At 53.7% G+C, this 15,514-nt stretch carries 12 protein-coding genes and 2 tRNA genes; all 14 read left to right on the top strand.

Annotation, left to right across the window (positions count from 1 at the left end):
* Positions 1-8 precede the first annotated feature (8 nt).
* The 14 genes from spoVG (at position 9) to tilS (ending at position 15,510) form a co-directional block, all read left to right on the top strand.
* On the top strand, positions 9-308 hold the full coding sequence (spoVG, locus tag EVJ21_RS14885) for a septation regulator SpoVG (RefSeq protein ID WP_070329383.1): 300 nt from the start codon (positions 9-11) through the stop codon (positions 306-308).
* A 183-nt stretch (positions 309-491) separates the two neighbouring features.
* Entirely contained in the window at positions 492-1,847 is a 1,356-nt protein-coding gene (gene glmU, locus EVJ21_RS14880) for a bifunctional UDP-N-acetylglucosamine diphosphorylase/glucosamine-1-phosphate N-acetyltransferase GlmU (RefSeq protein WP_070329382.1), read from the top strand.
* A gap of 45 nt (positions 1,848-1,892) precedes the next feature.
* The gene (locus tag EVJ21_RS14875) at positions 1,893-2,849 is read left to right on the top strand and encodes a ribose-phosphate diphosphokinase (protein ID WP_016509622.1); all 957 of its coding nucleotides are present in this window, start codon (positions 1,893-1,895) and stop codon (positions 2,847-2,849) included.
* Between the two features lie 55 nt (positions 2,850-2,904).
* Positions 2,905-3,462 (top strand): aminoacyl-tRNA hydrolase, encoded by a 558-nt coding sequence (gene pth / locus EVJ21_RS14870; RefSeq protein ID WP_070329381.1) that lies wholly within the window; start codon positions 2,905-2,907, stop codon positions 3,460-3,462.
* Positions 3,463-3,507: 45 nt separating this feature from the next.
* Positions 3,508-7,035, top strand: a complete 3,528-nt coding sequence (gene mfd, locus EVJ21_RS14865; protein ID WP_131466516.1) for a transcription-repair coupling factor — start codon at positions 3,508-3,510, stop codon at positions 7,033-7,035.
* On the top strand, positions 7,019-8,566 hold the full coding sequence (locus tag EVJ21_RS14860; protein ID WP_131466518.1) for a polysaccharide biosynthesis protein: 1,548 nt from the start codon (positions 7,019-7,021) through the stop codon (positions 8,564-8,566). Before mfd ends, EVJ21_RS14860 begins: the two co-directional genes overlap by 17 nt.
* 1 nt (position 8,567) lies before the next feature.
* Positions 8,568-9,983, top strand: a complete 1,416-nt coding sequence (yabN, locus tag EVJ21_RS14855) for a bifunctional methyltransferase/pyrophosphohydrolase YabN (RefSeq protein ID WP_131444162.1) — start codon at positions 8,568-8,570, stop codon at positions 9,981-9,983.
* The gene (locus tag EVJ21_RS14850) at positions 9,980-10,252 is read left to right on the top strand and encodes an RNA-binding S4 domain-containing protein (protein ID WP_070329377.1); all 273 of its coding nucleotides are present in this window, start codon (positions 9,980-9,982) and stop codon (positions 10,250-10,252) included. Before yabN ends, EVJ21_RS14850 begins: the two co-directional genes overlap by 4 nt.
* 45 nt (positions 10,253-10,297) lie before the next feature.
* Complete coding sequence (locus tag EVJ21_RS14845; protein ID WP_071398636.1) at positions 10,298-10,672, top strand: FtsB family cell division protein; 375 nt, start codon at positions 10,298-10,300, stop codon at positions 10,670-10,672.
* A 75-nt stretch (positions 10,673-10,747) separates the two neighbouring features.
* Complete coding sequence (locus EVJ21_RS14840) at positions 10,748-11,302, top strand: S1 domain-containing RNA-binding protein (RefSeq protein ID WP_070329375.1); 555 nt, start codon at positions 10,748-10,750, stop codon at positions 11,300-11,302.
* A gap of 199 nt (positions 11,303-11,501) precedes the next feature.
* On the top strand, positions 11,502-13,904 hold the full coding sequence (locus EVJ21_RS14835) for a YhgE/Pip domain-containing protein (protein WP_236633564.1): 2,403 nt from the start codon (positions 11,502-11,504) through the stop codon (positions 13,902-13,904).
* Positions 13,905-14,047: 143 nt separating this feature from the next.
* Positions 14,048-14,124: transfer RNA gene (locus tag EVJ21_RS14830), tRNA-Met, on the top strand.
* A gap of 9 nt (positions 14,125-14,133) precedes the next feature.
* Positions 14,134-14,205: transfer RNA gene (locus EVJ21_RS14825), tRNA-Glu, on the top strand.
* A gap of 69 nt (positions 14,206-14,274) precedes the next feature.
* Positions 14,275-15,510, top strand: a complete 1,236-nt coding sequence (tilS, locus tag EVJ21_RS14820; RefSeq protein ID WP_236633563.1) for a tRNA lysidine(34) synthetase TilS — start codon at positions 14,275-14,277, stop codon at positions 15,508-15,510.
* Positions 15,511-15,514 lie beyond the last annotated feature (4 nt).

Below are 15,514 nucleotides of genomic sequence, written 5' to 3'. Positions count from 1 at the left end.
TGCGAAACATGCAGATCACAGACGTAAAAATTCGCAAAGTGACGACGGAAGGTAGGATGAAGGCGCTCGCTTCAATCACGCTTGACCAAGAGTTTGTCGTGCATGACCTTCGAATCATCGAAGGAAGCACCGGGCTCTTCGTCGCGATGCCGAGTAAACGAACGCCGGAAGGCATTTTCCGAGACATCGCTCACCCGATCAATGGAGATATGCGCCAAAAAGTCGAGGCGGCTGTGCTCGAAGCCTACGGCACGGTCGATGTTTCCACTTACGAAGCACAGGAATCATACAACGGTATAAACGAATAATGACTCGACAGCGGATGGGGACCCTTCCGCTGCCTTTTTGCGTTTGATTAGTTACGAATGGTTACAACGGTTGAAACCGCGTCACGGTTTCGATATAGTAGAAACGGTGTATTCAGGATTTAAATATAGAAAAAACCGAACGATTGAATAAAAACAGTCGATTAAGATAGGGGCGAATCAAGAATGGATCGTTTTGCAGTCATTTTGGCAGCAGGTAAAGGGACGCGTATGAAGTCTAAGCTCTATAAAGTGCTTCATCCGGTCCTTGGAAAACCGATGGTCGAACATGTCGTCGACCAACTCGACAAAATCGGGGTCAGTCGTCAAATCGTCATCGTCGGTCACGGGGCTGAAGCGGTACAAGAGACGCTAGGCTCGCGCGTCGAGTACGCGGTCCAAGAACAGCAACTTGGAACGGGCCATGCGGTTCAAATGGCAGAAGCTGAGCTCGCTGGTAAATCAGGTGCGACGCTTGTCGTCTGTGGTGACACACCACTTCTCACAGCGGAAACGTTGGAGGCGCTCCTTGCCCATCATGAGGCGCAGCAAGCGAAAGTAACGGTACTGACGGCGATCGCTGACGATGCGACCGGTTATGGTCGTGTCATCCGTGGAGAAGACGGTAACGTGACGAAAGTCGTCGAACATAAAGACGCCTCTGCTGCAGAGCAAGCGATTCTTGAAATCAATACGGGAACTTACGTGTTTGACAACGAATTATTGTTTGATGCCCTCAAACAAGTCGGTAACGATAACGTTCAAGGTGAGTATTACTTGCCAGACGTCATCGCGATTGCGAAAGAAGCAGGCGAAGTTGTCGCGGCCCATACCGCGCCGACGTTCGGTGAGACGATCGGTGTCAACGATCGCGTCGCTCTCGCGCAGGCTGAAACACTCATGCGCAAGCGGACGAACGAACGCCTTATGCGTGAAGGTGTGACCTTCATGGACCCGGCCTCGACATACATTTCGCCGGACGCCGTCATCGGATCAGATACGATCATCTACCCAGGGACAGTCATTCTTGGCAAGACGGTCATCGGTTCGGAGTGCGTGATCGGACCGAACTCGGACATCCGCAACAGTGTGATTGAAGACGGTGCGACCGTTCGTCAATCGGTACTCAGTGATAGCCGTGTCGGAAGTCATGCGCAAGTTGGGCCGTTCGCCCACCTTCGTCAACAAGCAGTCCTTGGCGCCAATACGCGCGTCGGCAATTTCGTGGAAATCAAAAAATCAACGTTCGGGGACGGTGCGAAAGCATCGCATCTCAGCTATATCGGAGATGCCTCGATCGGTGAACGTGTCAATCTCGGATGTGGATCGATCACGGTCAACTATGATGGTAAGAATAAGTTTGAGACGGTCGTTGAAGCAGACGCGTTTGTCGGATGTAACGTCAACTTGATTGCCCCGGTAACAGTCGGGAAAGGTGCGATCGTCGCTGCCGGTTCAACGATTACAAACGATGTCCCTGAAGAAGCTCTCGCGATTGCGCGCGAGCGTCAAACGAACAAAGAAGGTTACACGAAACGCTAAGTTGCTGCCTATTACTATGGAAAACGATGGAGGAGAATCCTAAACATGTCTACTGTATATGAACGTGAAATTCGCCTATTTAGCTTAAACTCGAACCGCCCGTTAGCTGAAGAAATTGCCAAAGAAATCGGTGTCCCACTCAGCGACTGCCAAGTGAAGCGGTTTAGCGACGGAGAACTTTACATCAATATCGAGGAGAGCGTCCGAGGCGACGATGTGTACATCATCCAATCGACGAGCTCACCAGTGAATGAAACGCTCATGGAATTGCTCGTGATGATCGATGCGCTGAAACGGGCCTCGGTTCGCACGATCAACGTCGTCATCCCATACTATGGTTACGCACGCCAAGACCGTAAAGCACGGTCGCGTGAGCCGATCACAGCGAAACTCGTTGCCGATCTGCTTACGGTAGCCGGAGCGACACGCGTCATCACAATGGACTTGCACGCCGCTCAAATCCAAGGTTTCTTCAATATTCCAGTAGACCAATTGTTAGGTGTCCCGCTCATCTCGACGTATTTCGAGACAGATGAGTTCAAAGCAAAAGATATCGTCGTCGTCTCACCAGATCACGGCGGTGTCACGCGCGCGCGGAAGCTCGCAGAACGTTTGAAAGCACCAATCGCCATCATCGACAAACGACGCCCGGAAGCGAACGTGGCCGAAGTCATGAACATCGTTGGCAGCGTTGAAGGCAAAACAGCCATCTTGATCGATGATATCATCGACACGGCCGGTACGATCACACTCGCAGCAGACGCAATTGTCCAAGCGGGAGCAAAAGAAGTATACGCTTCATGTACCCACCCGGTTCTGTCTGGCCCGGCAATGGAGCGAATCGACAACTCGTCAATCAAAGAACTCGTCGTCCTTAACACGATCGATTTGACTGGTCGCGAGTACTCGAGCAAAATCAAGCAGATGTCGGTTGCCCGTTTGCTTGGGGAAGCGATCATGCGTGTCCACGAGCACAAATCGGTGAGCACGCTGTTCGATTAAAAAAACGAGGCCCGAAGGCGTTCGCCTTTGGGCTTTTTTGTTCAGGAGGAACATGATGAAATGTATCGTCGGTCTCGGGAATCCGGGTAAGAAATATGGAATGACCCGTCATAATATCGGGTTTTTAGCAATTGATCGGTTAGCGGACAAGCACGGGATCACGCTTGACGAAGCCAAGTTTAAAGCAGTCATTGGAACGGGAAGAATCAATGGAGAGCGGGTCGTCCTCGTCAAACCGCTCACGTACATGAATCTATCAGGTGAAGCGGTCCGTCCGATTCTCGATTACTATAAAATCGATATCGACGATTTACTCGTCATCTATGATGATTTAGACATGGTCCCAGGCAAACTCCGCCTGCGTCCGAAAGGGAGTGCCGGTGGACATAATGGCATCAAGTCATTGATTCAGCACCTCGGGACGATGGATTTTAAACGGCTTAAGCTTGGCGTTGGACGTCCGCCGCACCCGATCAAAGTTGTTGATTGGGTACTGATGAGTTATCGAAAAGAAGATATGTCCGAATTGAACGATACGCTCGACCAAGCCGTGGCTGCCGCAACAGATTTTGTGGACACGGACTGGGTCGCGCTCATGAATCGATATAACTAAAGGGTCACAGCACCCTTTTTTGTCGTATAAGGTGGAGGAAAACAAATGAACGCTTTAGAGAGATTTATGGTGACACTGCCGGAGACGAACGTGATTCGAGACCGGTTGCCTAAAGTCGACCGTCAACTCGTCACGGGATTGACGACAAGTGCCAAAGCGCTCGTTTTGGCCGGTTTGGCGAAACAGTCGACACGCCGTCTCGTTGTCGTCACCCATAACATGTACCAAGCCCAAAAGATGTTCGACCAGCTTGAGCCGCTTGTCGGACCGAGCAAGACGTTGCTCTATCCGATTGACGAGACGCTCGCCGGTGAACTGTCGCTCACATCCAGTCCCGAGCTCCTCGCCGCGCGAATCGAAGCCAGAACACGTCTCCTGACCGAAGAGGGAGGCGTCCTTGTCGTCCCGCTCGGTGGCTTGCGTCGTTTCGTACCGAGTCCGACCGATTGGCTGTCGAGTCATCGGACGATCAAACCAGGGCAAGAACTTGATTTAAAGCCGTTTGCCTCAACACTGATTGAACTTGGTTACGAGCGGACGGCCACGGTGACGGCACCGGGTGAGTTTTCGGTCCGCGGCAGCATTCTTGACGTCTATCCGCTCACGGAAGCGAGACCGTATCGAATTGATTTGTTCGACACGGAAGTCGATTCCGTCTTCACGTTCGATGCGGAGACGCAACGGTCGTTAGGTGTCGTTTCGGAAGCGGTCATCACGCCGGCGACCGAGTTCGTCGCATCGGTCGAACAGTTGAAAAAAGCCGGGCAAGCGCTCGAACGGCAATACGACCGGACGCTCGAGCTGATTGAAACCGAGACGATTCGACAAGCGCTTGAATCAGGTATCGCCCGCGACATCGAGCAGTTCGGGCGCGGTGATGTACCGGAGAAGCTCGGGAAGTACACGCCGCTACTTTATACGTCGACGCTGCTTGACTATGTGGGTGCTGATTCGGTCCTCATGTTGGACGAAGTGGCCCGCATCGAGGACGCGGCGGACGTGCAAGACCGTGAAGAGGCCGAATGGTTCTCGTCACTGATCGAACGCGGGGAGTCGGTCAGCAACTATACGCTCGCCGTGCCGATGCACAAAGTGTTCCGAAGCTTGAAACAAGTCGCGTTCTCGCTGCTGCCATCACGGCGTTCGGGGATCCCGGAGACGAATACGGTCCATCTCAGTTGCCGCCCGCTCCCTGCCTTCCACGGACAGATGCACTTGTTGAAGCAAGAAGTCGAGCGGTGGCAACAAAGTGATCACCGGATCGTTTTCCTCGCCGGGGATCAAATGCGGGCAGACAAAGTCGTGGCGCTCCTTGAAGACTACGGGATCCCGTCTACGTTCACGAATGTTGACGGGGAGCTGTTGCCACGCCATGTCCACGTCATGATCGGACAGGTCGAAGGCGGATTCGAGTTATCGACGAGCCGCCTCGTCGTCGTCTCGGAAACGGAACTGTTCAAGCGGGTCACGAAACGGAAACGGCAGACGAAGAATTTGACGAACGCCGAACGGATCAAGAGTTATCAAGAGCTGAAGCCGAATGATCATGTCGTTCATATCCATCACGGGATCGGGAAATACTTAGGGATCAAAACGATCGAAGTCGGTGGGATCCATCAAGATTACCTCCATCTCGTGTACGCCGGGGATGACGCGCTTTACGTGCCGGTCGATCAAATCGACCTCGTCCAAAAGTACGTCGGGGCCGAAGGGAAAGAGCCGAAGATTTATAAACTCGGTGGGACGGAATGGAAGAAGGTCAAATCAAAAGTCGCCAAGTCGGTCGAAGACATTGCCGACGAGTTGATCAAACTTTATGCGGCCCGAGAGGCATCGGTCGGCTTCGCCTTCCCGGCGGACGATGACGAGATGAGCCAGTTCGAATCGACCTTCCCGTACGCCGAGACGGAAGACCAAGTTCGATCGATTGCCGAGATCAAGGCGGATATGGAACGGTCACGCCCGATGGATCGCCTGCTTTGCGGCGACGTCGGATATGGCAAGACCGAAGTCGCGATTCGGGCGGCGTTCAAGTCGGTGCTCGCGGGCAAACAAGTCGCGTTCCTCGTGCCGACAACGGTGCTCGCGCAGCAACATTATGAGACGATGCTCGAACGGTTCAGTGAATTCCCGATCAACGTCTCGGTCATGAGCCGTTTCCGCTCGAAGAGTGAGCTGGCGGCGACGAAAAAAGGACTGAAAGAGGGAACGATCGACGTCGTCGTCGGGACGCACCGCGTGCTGTCGAAAGACGTGACGTTCGCCGATCTCGGCCTCGTCATCATCGATGAAGAACAGCGGTTCGGGGTCAAGCATAAAGAGCGCCTGAAACAGCTGAAGACGAACATCGACGTCTTGACGCTGACGGCGACACCGATTCCGCGGACGCTTCATATGTCGATGATCGGAATCCGTGATTTATCTGTCCTCGAGACACCGCCGGAGAACCGTTATCCGGTTCAGACGTACGTCATGGAATACGACGGCATCGTGTTGCGAGAAGCGCTCGAGCGCGAGCTCGCCCGTGGCGGCCAAGCGTTCTTCTTATATAACCGAGTCGAAGGGATCGAGCGGAAAGCCGAAGAGATTCGGGCGCTGTTGCCGGATGCCCGTATTGCGACGGCACACGGCCGGATGACCGAGACCGAGCTTGAAAGTCAGCTCATCAGTTTTCTTGAAGGAGAAGCCGACGTCCTCGTCTCGACGACGATTATCGAGACCGGCATCGACATCCCGAACGTGAACACGCTCATCGTGCACGACGCCGATAAGATGGGGCTGTCGCAGCTGTATCAGCTTCGAGGACGTGTCGGCCGATCGAACCGGATCGCGTATGCGTACTTCACGTATCGGAAAGACAAGCGATTGACCGAAGTTGCGGAGAGCCGCCTCCAAGCGATCAAAGAGTTCACCGAGCTCGGCAGCGGGTTTAAGATCGCGATGCGTGACTTATCGATTCGCGGGGCCGGCAACCTGCTCGGTGCCCAACAATCCGGGTTCATCGACTCGGTCGGGTTCGATCTGTATTCACAGATGCTGTCAGAAGCAATCGAAGAGCGGAAAGACCGCATGCGCGGTCAAGCGAAACAAGTCGTCTTCAAACCGGAAGTCACGTTCCAAGCGGATGCCTACATTCCGGACGATTACTTGTCGGACAGTGAACTGAAGATCGAGATGTATAAGCGTTTCAAATATGTCGATACACCAGAAGCATTGTTCGCGCTTCAAGACGAGCTGATCGAACGGTTCGGAGAATTCCCGGAACCGGTCGCGTTGCTCATCCAACTGACGCGTCTGCGCATTTACGGGGAGCTGGCGAAAGTGACACGGATCAAACAGTCACCAGAGCGGATCGATATCGTGCTATCGATGGAATCGACGACGGCACTCGATGTACCGTCGTTCATGGAATGGACGATGCCGCTCGGACGAAAACTCGGAGTCGGGCAAGACAACGGGGCGCTCAAACTGTCACTCAGCGGACGTATGCCAGTTGTCGAGCTGTTGAATGATGCCGACACGGTCCTTGAGGAACTCGTGAAGCGGTTGGTGGTCCATGCGGACGCCAAGTAAGTTTGCGACAGGTGTCGTTTTATTTGCGCTCGCAGGATACATTTCAAAATTTATTAGTTTTGCCTATCGGGTCCCGTATCAGAACATTGCCGGTGATTTTGGGTTATACGCTTACCAGACGGTATATCCGTTTGCGGCGATCGTCGCCTCGCTCGGGATTTACGCGATGCCGGTCGTGATTGCCAAAATCGGGGTCGGGGCACAAGGTCCAAGACAGAAGTTAGAAGTCCTCTGGGGCAGTTTTTATGCGCTCCTCGGCCTCGCTGTCGGCCTCGTGGTCGCGATGTTCGCGCTTGCGCCTGTCATCGCGCGCTTGCTCGGTGACCCCGAACTGGCGACGACGCTCCGGGTCATCAGTCTCAGCTACTTGTTGATGCCTGCGCTTGCGGTGCTGCGCGGGTCGTTTCAGTCAATCGATGACTTGCGACCGAGCGCGCTGTCGCAGGTGCTTGAAAACTTGATTCGGGTCGCGGTGTTGCTCATCTCACTGCTCGTCGGTGTCCGCTTTGGACGTGACGCATATGAACTCAGTCGCTATGCTTATGCGGCGACGTTAGTCGGCGGGAGTGTTGCTGTCGTCGTCTTATCGATTTGGGCGAAAGGGTTCCGAATCGTCGCGGTCCGTGCCGCAACACTGCGCGCCGTACTGCGTGTTCTCTTGACGAGCGGGCTTGCGGTCGGATTTGCGTCGCTCGGTATTCTTTGGATGCAACTCGTCGATTCATTCACGATCGTCAATTTGATGGGCGGCGATTATTCGGCCAAAGTGAGTAAAGGCGTGTTCGACCGTGGCTATCCGCTCGTGCAGTTTGCGATTCTCTTCACCACGGCACTCGGGATGGCGAACGTGCCGAACTTAGTCCGCCATTACCGGGCCGGGCGACTCACGGCGACGGCAACGGGCCTCAGTTCGATGATTCGAGTGACGACCACGGTCGCTGCGGCTGCAACGATCGGGCTGATGGGCGTCATGTGGCCTTTGAACGTAGCGTTGTTTGAAAATGCTGACGGTACAAGAGCGCTTGTATTGTTATCGACGAGTACGTTCGCGGCCTCGCTCGCAGTCGCGAGTATGACGTGCCTTCAAGCGATCGACAAAGAGCGGACGGCCGCTTTTGGTATGCTGTTTGCCATGATTGTAAAGTTTGCGATCAATTTGCTGCTCGTTCCGCGTTATGGGATTGACGGGGCGGCAGTCGGTACATCGCTCGCATTTTTAGCGATGGCGGCCTTTAATTTTAATCGTCTCGACCAGAACATCCCGCTCGGTACGTTTCGGTTGCACCATTACGGACTGCTCTTAAAGACCGTCCTACCTATGGGCATCGTCTTGCTCGGTTTGAACGCGTTAGCGTCTGAGTCACTATATAACCGCGTCAACGCACTCGGTTGGCTCGGTTTGATGGTGGTGTGCGGCGGCGCTTTGTACGTCTGGCGAGCGGTCAGGGAACAGGTGCTGACGATCGAAGAATGGGAGATGATTCCGTTTGGAAATCGACTCATCAATTTGATTGATAAAAAGGAGACCTAATATGAGTTATGGAATTACCGTCGTCGGACTCGGCTCCGGCGAACTCGAGCAACTTCCGCTCGGGGTATATCGTCATTTGAAACAGCAACCGCTCGTCTGGTTGCGCACGAAAGAACATCCGGTCGTCAAAGAGCTCGAGGCGGAAGGGGTTCATTTTGAATCGTTTGACCACATTTACGAATCAAACGATACGTTTGAGGCCGTCTATAAACAAATCGTTGAGACGTTGCTCGACAAGAGCGACGAACTGGCGATCACATATGCGGTCCCGGGCCATCCGTTCGTCGCCGAGCGGACGGTCGAACTGCTCGTCGAACAAGGGGCGGACGTGACGTTCCTCGGCGGACAGAGCTTTTTGGACGCCATGTTTCAGGCGCTCCAGATTGATCCGATCAATGGGTTTCAACTGCTCGATGCGACCGCACTCGACGTTGAACGGCTCCAAGTCACGCAGCACGTGTTAATCGGTCAAGTGTACGACGGGTTTGTGGCCGGGGATGTGAAAGTACAATTGATGGAACGTTATCCGGACGAACATCTTGTCAAGCTCGTCACGGCGGCCGGAACAAAACGAGAGCGAATTTCCGAAGTTCCGCTCTACGAGATGGACCGGGTCGCTGAAGTCGACAATTTGACGACGCTCTATGTCCCGCCACTCACTGACGAGACGCACCTCGCGCGGGAGTTTGCGACGTTGACAGATATCATCGCGACACTCCGCGGTCCGAACGGCTGCCCATGGGACCGAAAACAGACGCACGCATCACTGCGGAAATATTTACTCGAAGAGGCGTATGAGTTGATCGAGGCGATCGACGAAGAGGACGATGATGCGATGATCGAAGAACTCGGAGACGTATTGCTCCAAGTCATGCTTCATGCGCAAATCGGGGCCGACGAAGGGTACTTTAACATTCGTGACGTGATCGGCGCGATCAGTACGAAAATGGTCCGTCGCCATCCGCACGTCTTCGGTGACGTGACGGTCGCAGACGCCGACGACGTGGTTTCGAACTGGAATGCGATTAAGCAAGACGAAAAAGGGGAAAATAAACATTCGCAGCTCGATGGTGTGCTCGTGACCCAACCGGGGTTAATGCGTGCCGAGCAACTCCAAAAGAAAGCGGCTCAAGTCGGGTTCGAGTGGGATGACGTAACCGGAGCGTTCGAGAAGCTCGAAGAAGAGTTACAAGAGTGGCGAGACCGTCCCGAAGACGAACAAGAACTAGGGGACGTACTGTTCTCAGTCGTCAACGTAGCCCGTTATTTCGGGTTGAACGCGGAACAAGCACTTGAACGGACCAATCAAAAATTCAAGAGACGATTTGAATATATCGAAGCGAACGGATCGCTCAGCGACATGACGCTCGAACAGATGGATCGGCTTTGGGATGAAGCGAAGGAGAAGGGATTATGAGACTAGATAAATTTTTGAAAGTGTCGCGCTTGATCAAACGACGGACGTTAGCGAAGGAAGTGGCCGATCAAGGCCGTATCCGCTTGAATGGCCAAGTCGCCAAGGCCAGTACGGACGTCAAGGCCGGTGATGAGCTCCAAATCCGATTCGGGAATAAGCTGGTGACGGTCATTATCGATTCGATTGCCGAGCATGCCCGGAAAGAGGATGCGAAAGAAATGTACCGGTTGATCAAAGAAGAAAAGGTGAACAGTGGTACGGAAGCATAAAAAAAAGGTATACTGAACATAATAGGTCAAGAGGAAGGTGATTCGATGAATGGACGTAACCCGATGGAACGCAAACAGCGGATTCGGGCTCTCGACGAACGGAGAGAACAGCTGGAAAAAGAACAGAGCCGGCGACGTATCCATCTTCGACGCCGCCTAGCCGTGGCCTCACTTGTCTTTTTGTTGTTGATTGTCTTCATCGGCCAGAGCTATTTCTCAAAGATCGGATATGTAGCGGATCAAGAGCTAAAGCAAGACGAGGCTCGTGTCGAGCTTCGTGAAACGAAGGAAGAACAAGCGGAGCTAAAAGAGCAGGTTGAACGTTTACAAGACGAAGAATACATCGCCAATCTTGCGCGCAACGAGCTGTTGTTCTCGAAAGATGGCGAGATTATTTTTTACTTCTCACCAGAGGAATAAGTAGGTTCGTTGACCGTTGACGAATCGACTCGTATAATTGTAGGGAATCATTCAAAAAAAGGAGTACATTATTTTATGTCAATTGAAGTAGGAAGCAAGGTACAAGGTAAGGTTACAGGGATTACGCATTTCGGAGCGTTCGTAGAGCTCCCTAATGGAAAAACGGGTTTGGTGCACATCAGTGAAGTGGCAGATTCTTATGTCAAAGACATCAATGAAGTCCTAACGGTCGGTCAAGAAGTCACAGTCAAAATCTTGAACATCGAAAGTGATGGCAAAATCGGGTTGTCTATCAAAAAAACTGTCGATCGTCCTGTTAGCGAACGCCCAGAACGTCCAGCCGGCGAACGCTTCTCACGAGGCCCTAGTTCAGGCGGCCCTGGTCAAGGTGGCCCACGTCCGGGCGGTCCACGTCCAGGTGGTCCTGGTCAAGGTCCACGCGGCGGCGGTGGCCCACGCGGTGGCGGCGGTCCCCGTGGCGGTGGCGGCGCACGTCGTGAAGTACGTCGTGAGCCAGAAACGTTTGATACGTTGATGACCAAGTTCTTGAAAGATAGCGACGAACGCCTTACAACGTTGAAGCGTCAAACTGATTCAAAACGCGGTGGACGTGGAGCCAAGCGCGGGTAACCCTTCGTAAACCATCAGCTTCTACTCGTAACGATAACGCCACGGACACAGGTCCGTGGCTTTTTTTCATGGCGCGACAATTGTCGGCGCTTTTTTTGTTATAAAAAATAACTAAAAAAGGTTGCAATTTTTCGACGGAGCGAGCACAATAGGGAACATGAAAAATAGTTATGTTTTATAAGTAAAGGTGGAGAAACAAATGAACGGATGGAAGTTGTGGAAAGCAGAATGGCAGAGCATCGGTAAAAATCCGCGGGTATGGATTCCGATTCTCGCGGTCGCGCTCGTGCCGCTCATGTATGCGGGCATGTTCTTGTGGGCATTTTGGGACCCTTACGGCCAAATGAAAGATTTGCCCGTCGCGATCGTCAATGATGACCAAGGGGCCACGTTTGAAGGGGAGGAACTCGCTGTCGGTGACGAACTCGTCGATAAGTTGACGACCTCGGAAGCGTTCCAATTCGTCGAAGTGTCGAAAGCAGAAGCGGACGCCGGGTTACAAGATCACGCCTTTTACATGGCAATCGAAATCCCGGATGACTTTTCAGAGAAAGCGACGAGCGCGCTGTCCGCTGACCCTGAGCAATTGGAACTTCGATACATCGCGAACGAGTCGTATAACTTCCTCGCCGCTCAAATCGGAGGTTCGGCGATGGAACAAGTGAAAGGCGAACTGTCGACTGAAGTGACGAAACAGTATGTCAACGCCATGCGGGACGGATTGAAAACCGTCGCTGACGGATTAGATGAAGCCGCAACCGGTGCGACGGAGCTTGCTGACGGATCAACGACCGCTAAAGAAGGGGCCGTTAAGCTAGCGGACGGCTCGCGACTGCTAGCTTCAAAACAGCAGGAACTAGCGGACGGCGCAGCCAAGCTCGATGACGGACTCGGTGCGCTTGAGTCTGGGACGGCTGATCTCGTCGACGGGAGCCAGCGTATCCAAACTGGGAGTTCCACGCTGTCAGACGGTGTCCATCGTGTCGACGCCGGGGCCGCCGTGCTAAAAGACGGTACGACTCAGCTCGTCGACGGAACGAGCGCGTTCTCTTCGAAGTTAGGCGAGTTGCATAGCGGGACGCAACAGCTTGACGCTGGAATTCATGAACTCGCAGCCGGACTCGAGGACGCACAGGCCGGAAGCGGCCAACTCGTCAACGGCTCGAGCACACTCGCAGAAGCGCTTAGTGCGGCTAGTGCCGGAAACGAAGCACTTGTAGCGGGAACGGTAGGTGTCACCGCTGGCATTGACCAAATGAAAACGGAGTTGTTAGGCCAGCAAGAGCAACTGATCGCCAAGTTGTCTGCGCTCGCCGAATCAGGCACGCCCGCAACGCCAGACATGTTGCAAGCAATCGTCGCTGAGTTGTCTACAGGTATGCAGGCAACGGAAGCAGGTTTCGCATCGCTTTCAGAGGGCGCGTCTCGTGTCACGGAAGGCCAAACGGCACTCGGAGACGGGTTGGGACAAGCAGAAGCCGGTGCCACTGAGCTCGCAGCCGGATTGGTTGCGTTGAATGACGGACAGACTCAGCTCGTCAACGGGGCCGCGGCGCTGAGCAAGGGGTCAAGCCAAATCGAGCAAGGTGCTAAAACCGCGATGGATCGTTCGGGTGAACTTGCATCGGCAAGCGTTCAATTGAACGAAGGGGTGGCGACGCTTCATGACGGGACGACGGAACTGGCGTCGGGGAGTGATCAATTGGCTGACGCCACGCTCGCCTTGTCTGAAGGAAGTACGAAACTCGCCAACGGGGTCAAAACGGCGGGTCAAGGAACGGGTACCCTCGCTGAAGGGGCATCGCGTCTGGCTGAAGGGGGCCAAACACTCGGTTCTGGAAGTTCGGACCTGGCGGAAGGTCTGACTGAACTAGAGTCCGGGAACGGAAAACTTCGTGACGCCTTACTCTCGGGTGCGGAAGCGGCTGACGTCGACATTAGCGATGAGAACGTTGAAATGATGGCGGGACCGATTCAAATCGTGAACGACTCGATTCATCACGTACCGAACTACGGGACAGGATTTGCACCATACTTCATGTCGCTCGGTCTCTTCGTCGGGGCACTCTTGTTGTCAATCGTCTATCCGCTCTATGATCCGGCTGGCAAACCGAAGCGGAGTTTATCTTGGTTGTTATCGAAATCGGGCGTATTAATCGTCATCGGTTTCGTTCAGGCGCTCGTCTTAAACGTGGCGATGATGGCGTTGCTCGGACTCGAGGTCGAGTCACCGCTTCGCTTCTTCGGTTTCAGCTGGCTCGTCAGTATTACGTTCTTATTGATTGTTCAGTTGCTCGTCACGACGCTCGGGAACCCGGGACGGTTCGTTGCCATCGTCTTATTGATTCTTCAATTGACGACGTCGGCCGGGACGTTCCCGCTTGAATTGATTCCACGTGCCTTGCAGCCGTTCAACGCGTTACTTCCAATGACGTATACGGTGGCCGGCTATAAAGAGATTTTGTCGGCGGACGGGCTCAGTTATTTACAAGGGGCGATTCTATACTTGGCGCTCGTGTCGGTCGGTTGCTTCTTCTTGCTCTGGGGATATTTCCGCATCGCTTGGAAGAAAAAATATCGACCGGCTCCGTCGGAAGCGTGATGCACAATCAACCGAAAATCGTGTATAGTGTATGAAATGGCACTATACACGTTTTTTTGTGAAAAAAGTTTTAAAAAAGAATTGACACGGACGTGGCTACTGGTTATTATAGAAAATGTGCTTAGGACACAACACAATAACATGGCGGTGTAGCTCAGCTGGCTAGAGCGTACGGTTCATACCCGTGAGGTCGTGGGTTCGACTCCCTCCGCCGCTACCATTTTATTTAGGCCCGTTGGTCAAGCGGTTAAGACACCGCCCTTTCACGGCGGTAACACGGGTTCGAATCCCGTACGGGTCACTTACCTAAGCGAAAAGAAGCCATCTCAACTTGAGATGGCTTCTTTTGTTATATCAAGGAGGAGCGACGATGACGAAAGTGCTGGTGGCCGTATCGGGTGGGATGGATTCGATCGTCTTGTTAGACCGCGTCGTGAGAAGCGGTGCTGACGTCGGGGTCGCCCACGTCCATCATGGACTTAGGCCTGAGTCCGATGAAGAGTTTGAGTTCGTGAGACAGTTGGCGAAAGCGTACGGTGTGCCGTTTCACGGGAAGCGTCTTGCGTTTCCGGACGGGGGATCGCAAGCCGTCTATCGGACGGCGCGGTATGCATTTTTTGAAACGGTCATGCGTGAAGACGGGTATACCGAACTGATGACGGCTCATCACGGCGATGACGAGCTCGAAACGGTACTCATCCAGCTTCATCGAAACGTCGTCGAAGTGACGGGGATCCCGGAACGTCGTCCGTTCGCCGGAGGGACAATCGTTCGTCCGTTGCTGACGGAAACAAAACGACAGCTCTTGGCGTACGCGTTAGCGAACGGACTCGTCTGGCGAGAAGACGCGACGAATGAGCAGGCGAATTATTTGCGCAACAAGATCAGACACCACATCGTCCCGCAGCTCCTCGATGTTTGGCCGAACGTGGTTCAAGACGTCGGTAACGCGGCCCGTCGGCAGCGTGAGCTCTGGCATAAGCGCTACGACGACGTCGGGAAGTGGATGGTGCGCCACGTCCGTTATAATATGAAAACGTTTCATGTGAAACTTGAAGACGTGGCCGGTTTGAACGAACCCGAACGATACGTACTCGGCCGACTCTTATCGGCTAGATATGGTGTCGAGATGGGCGAAGCCATCCGTCGTCTCCTCGGTAGTCCAAAAGGAACAGGACGATACGACCTTGAAGGCGGCGCGCGCCTGCAAAAGTATGATGGGGTGATCAGCCTCGTCCCCCATACCGATCTAGTGCTGACTGAAGCACCGGGTGACCGAGTGATCTCGAGCCTCCCGGTCCAGACGTCTTTTGGCGACCGCGAGCTCTCACTTGAAGTCATCACAGGCAAGGACGGGATCCCCCTCGAGGCGCTCACATTCCCGTTGACCGTCCGCTCCGTCCGGCCAGGGGATGTGATGAAACTCTCGATCGGGACGAAAAAAGTCGCCCGAATCTTGGTCGATGCGAAAATCCGGCGTGAAAATCGTCCGTTTGTCCCCTTAGTAGTTGACGCGACAGGGAGGATTGTCGCTATAGTAGGAGTAAGAGTTTCGGATTTTCCGGATAAGTCAGATGCGATTTGCCCACGATTAATGGTAAAATGATGAT

Source organism: Exiguobacterium sp. SH0S2, from assembly GCF_004337185.1.
GTDB classification, from domain to species: Bacteria; Bacillota; Bacilli; order Exiguobacteriales; family Exiguobacteriaceae; genus Exiguobacterium; species Exiguobacterium aurantiacum_A.
The sequence above is the reverse complement of the archived record's forward strand: the minus strand, read 5'-3'. Positions and strand labels throughout refer to the sequence as shown.

Coding starts and splice junctions, on each gene's coding strand:
- spoVG (WP_070329383.1), top strand. CDS start 9: ATGCAGATCACAGACGTAAAAATTCGCAAAGTGACGACGGAAGGTAGG.
- glmU (WP_070329382.1), top strand. CDS start 492: ATGGATCGTTTTGCAGTCATTTTGGCAGCAGGTAAAGGGACGCGTATG.
- EVJ21_RS14875 (WP_016509622.1), top strand. CDS start 1,893: ATGTCTACTGTATATGAACGTGAAATTCGCCTATTTAGCTTAAACTCG.
- pth (WP_070329381.1), top strand. CDS start 2,905: ATGAAATGTATCGTCGGTCTCGGGAATCCGGGTAAGAAATATGGAATG.
- mfd (WP_131466516.1), top strand. CDS start 3,508: ATGAACGCTTTAGAGAGATTTATGGTGACACTGCCGGAGACGAACGTG.
- EVJ21_RS14860 (WP_131466518.1), top strand. CDS start 7,019: ATGCGGACGCCAAGTAAGTTTGCGACAGGTGTCGTTTTATTTGCGCTC.
- yabN (WP_131444162.1), top strand. CDS start 8,568: ATGAGTTATGGAATTACCGTCGTCGGACTCGGCTCCGGCGAACTCGAG.
- EVJ21_RS14850 (WP_070329377.1), top strand. CDS start 9,980: ATGAGACTAGATAAATTTTTGAAAGTGTCGCGCTTGATCAAACGACGG.
- EVJ21_RS14845 (WP_071398636.1), top strand. CDS start 10,298: ATGAATGGACGTAACCCGATGGAACGCAAACAGCGGATTCGGGCTCTC.
- EVJ21_RS14840 (WP_070329375.1), top strand. CDS start 10,748: ATGTCAATTGAAGTAGGAAGCAAGGTACAAGGTAAGGTTACAGGGATT.
- EVJ21_RS14835 (WP_236633564.1), top strand. CDS start 11,502: ATGAACGGATGGAAGTTGTGGAAAGCAGAATGGCAGAGCATCGGTAAA.
- tilS (WP_236633563.1), top strand. CDS start 14,275: ATGACGAAAGTGCTGGTGGCCGTATCGGGTGGGATGGATTCGATCGTC.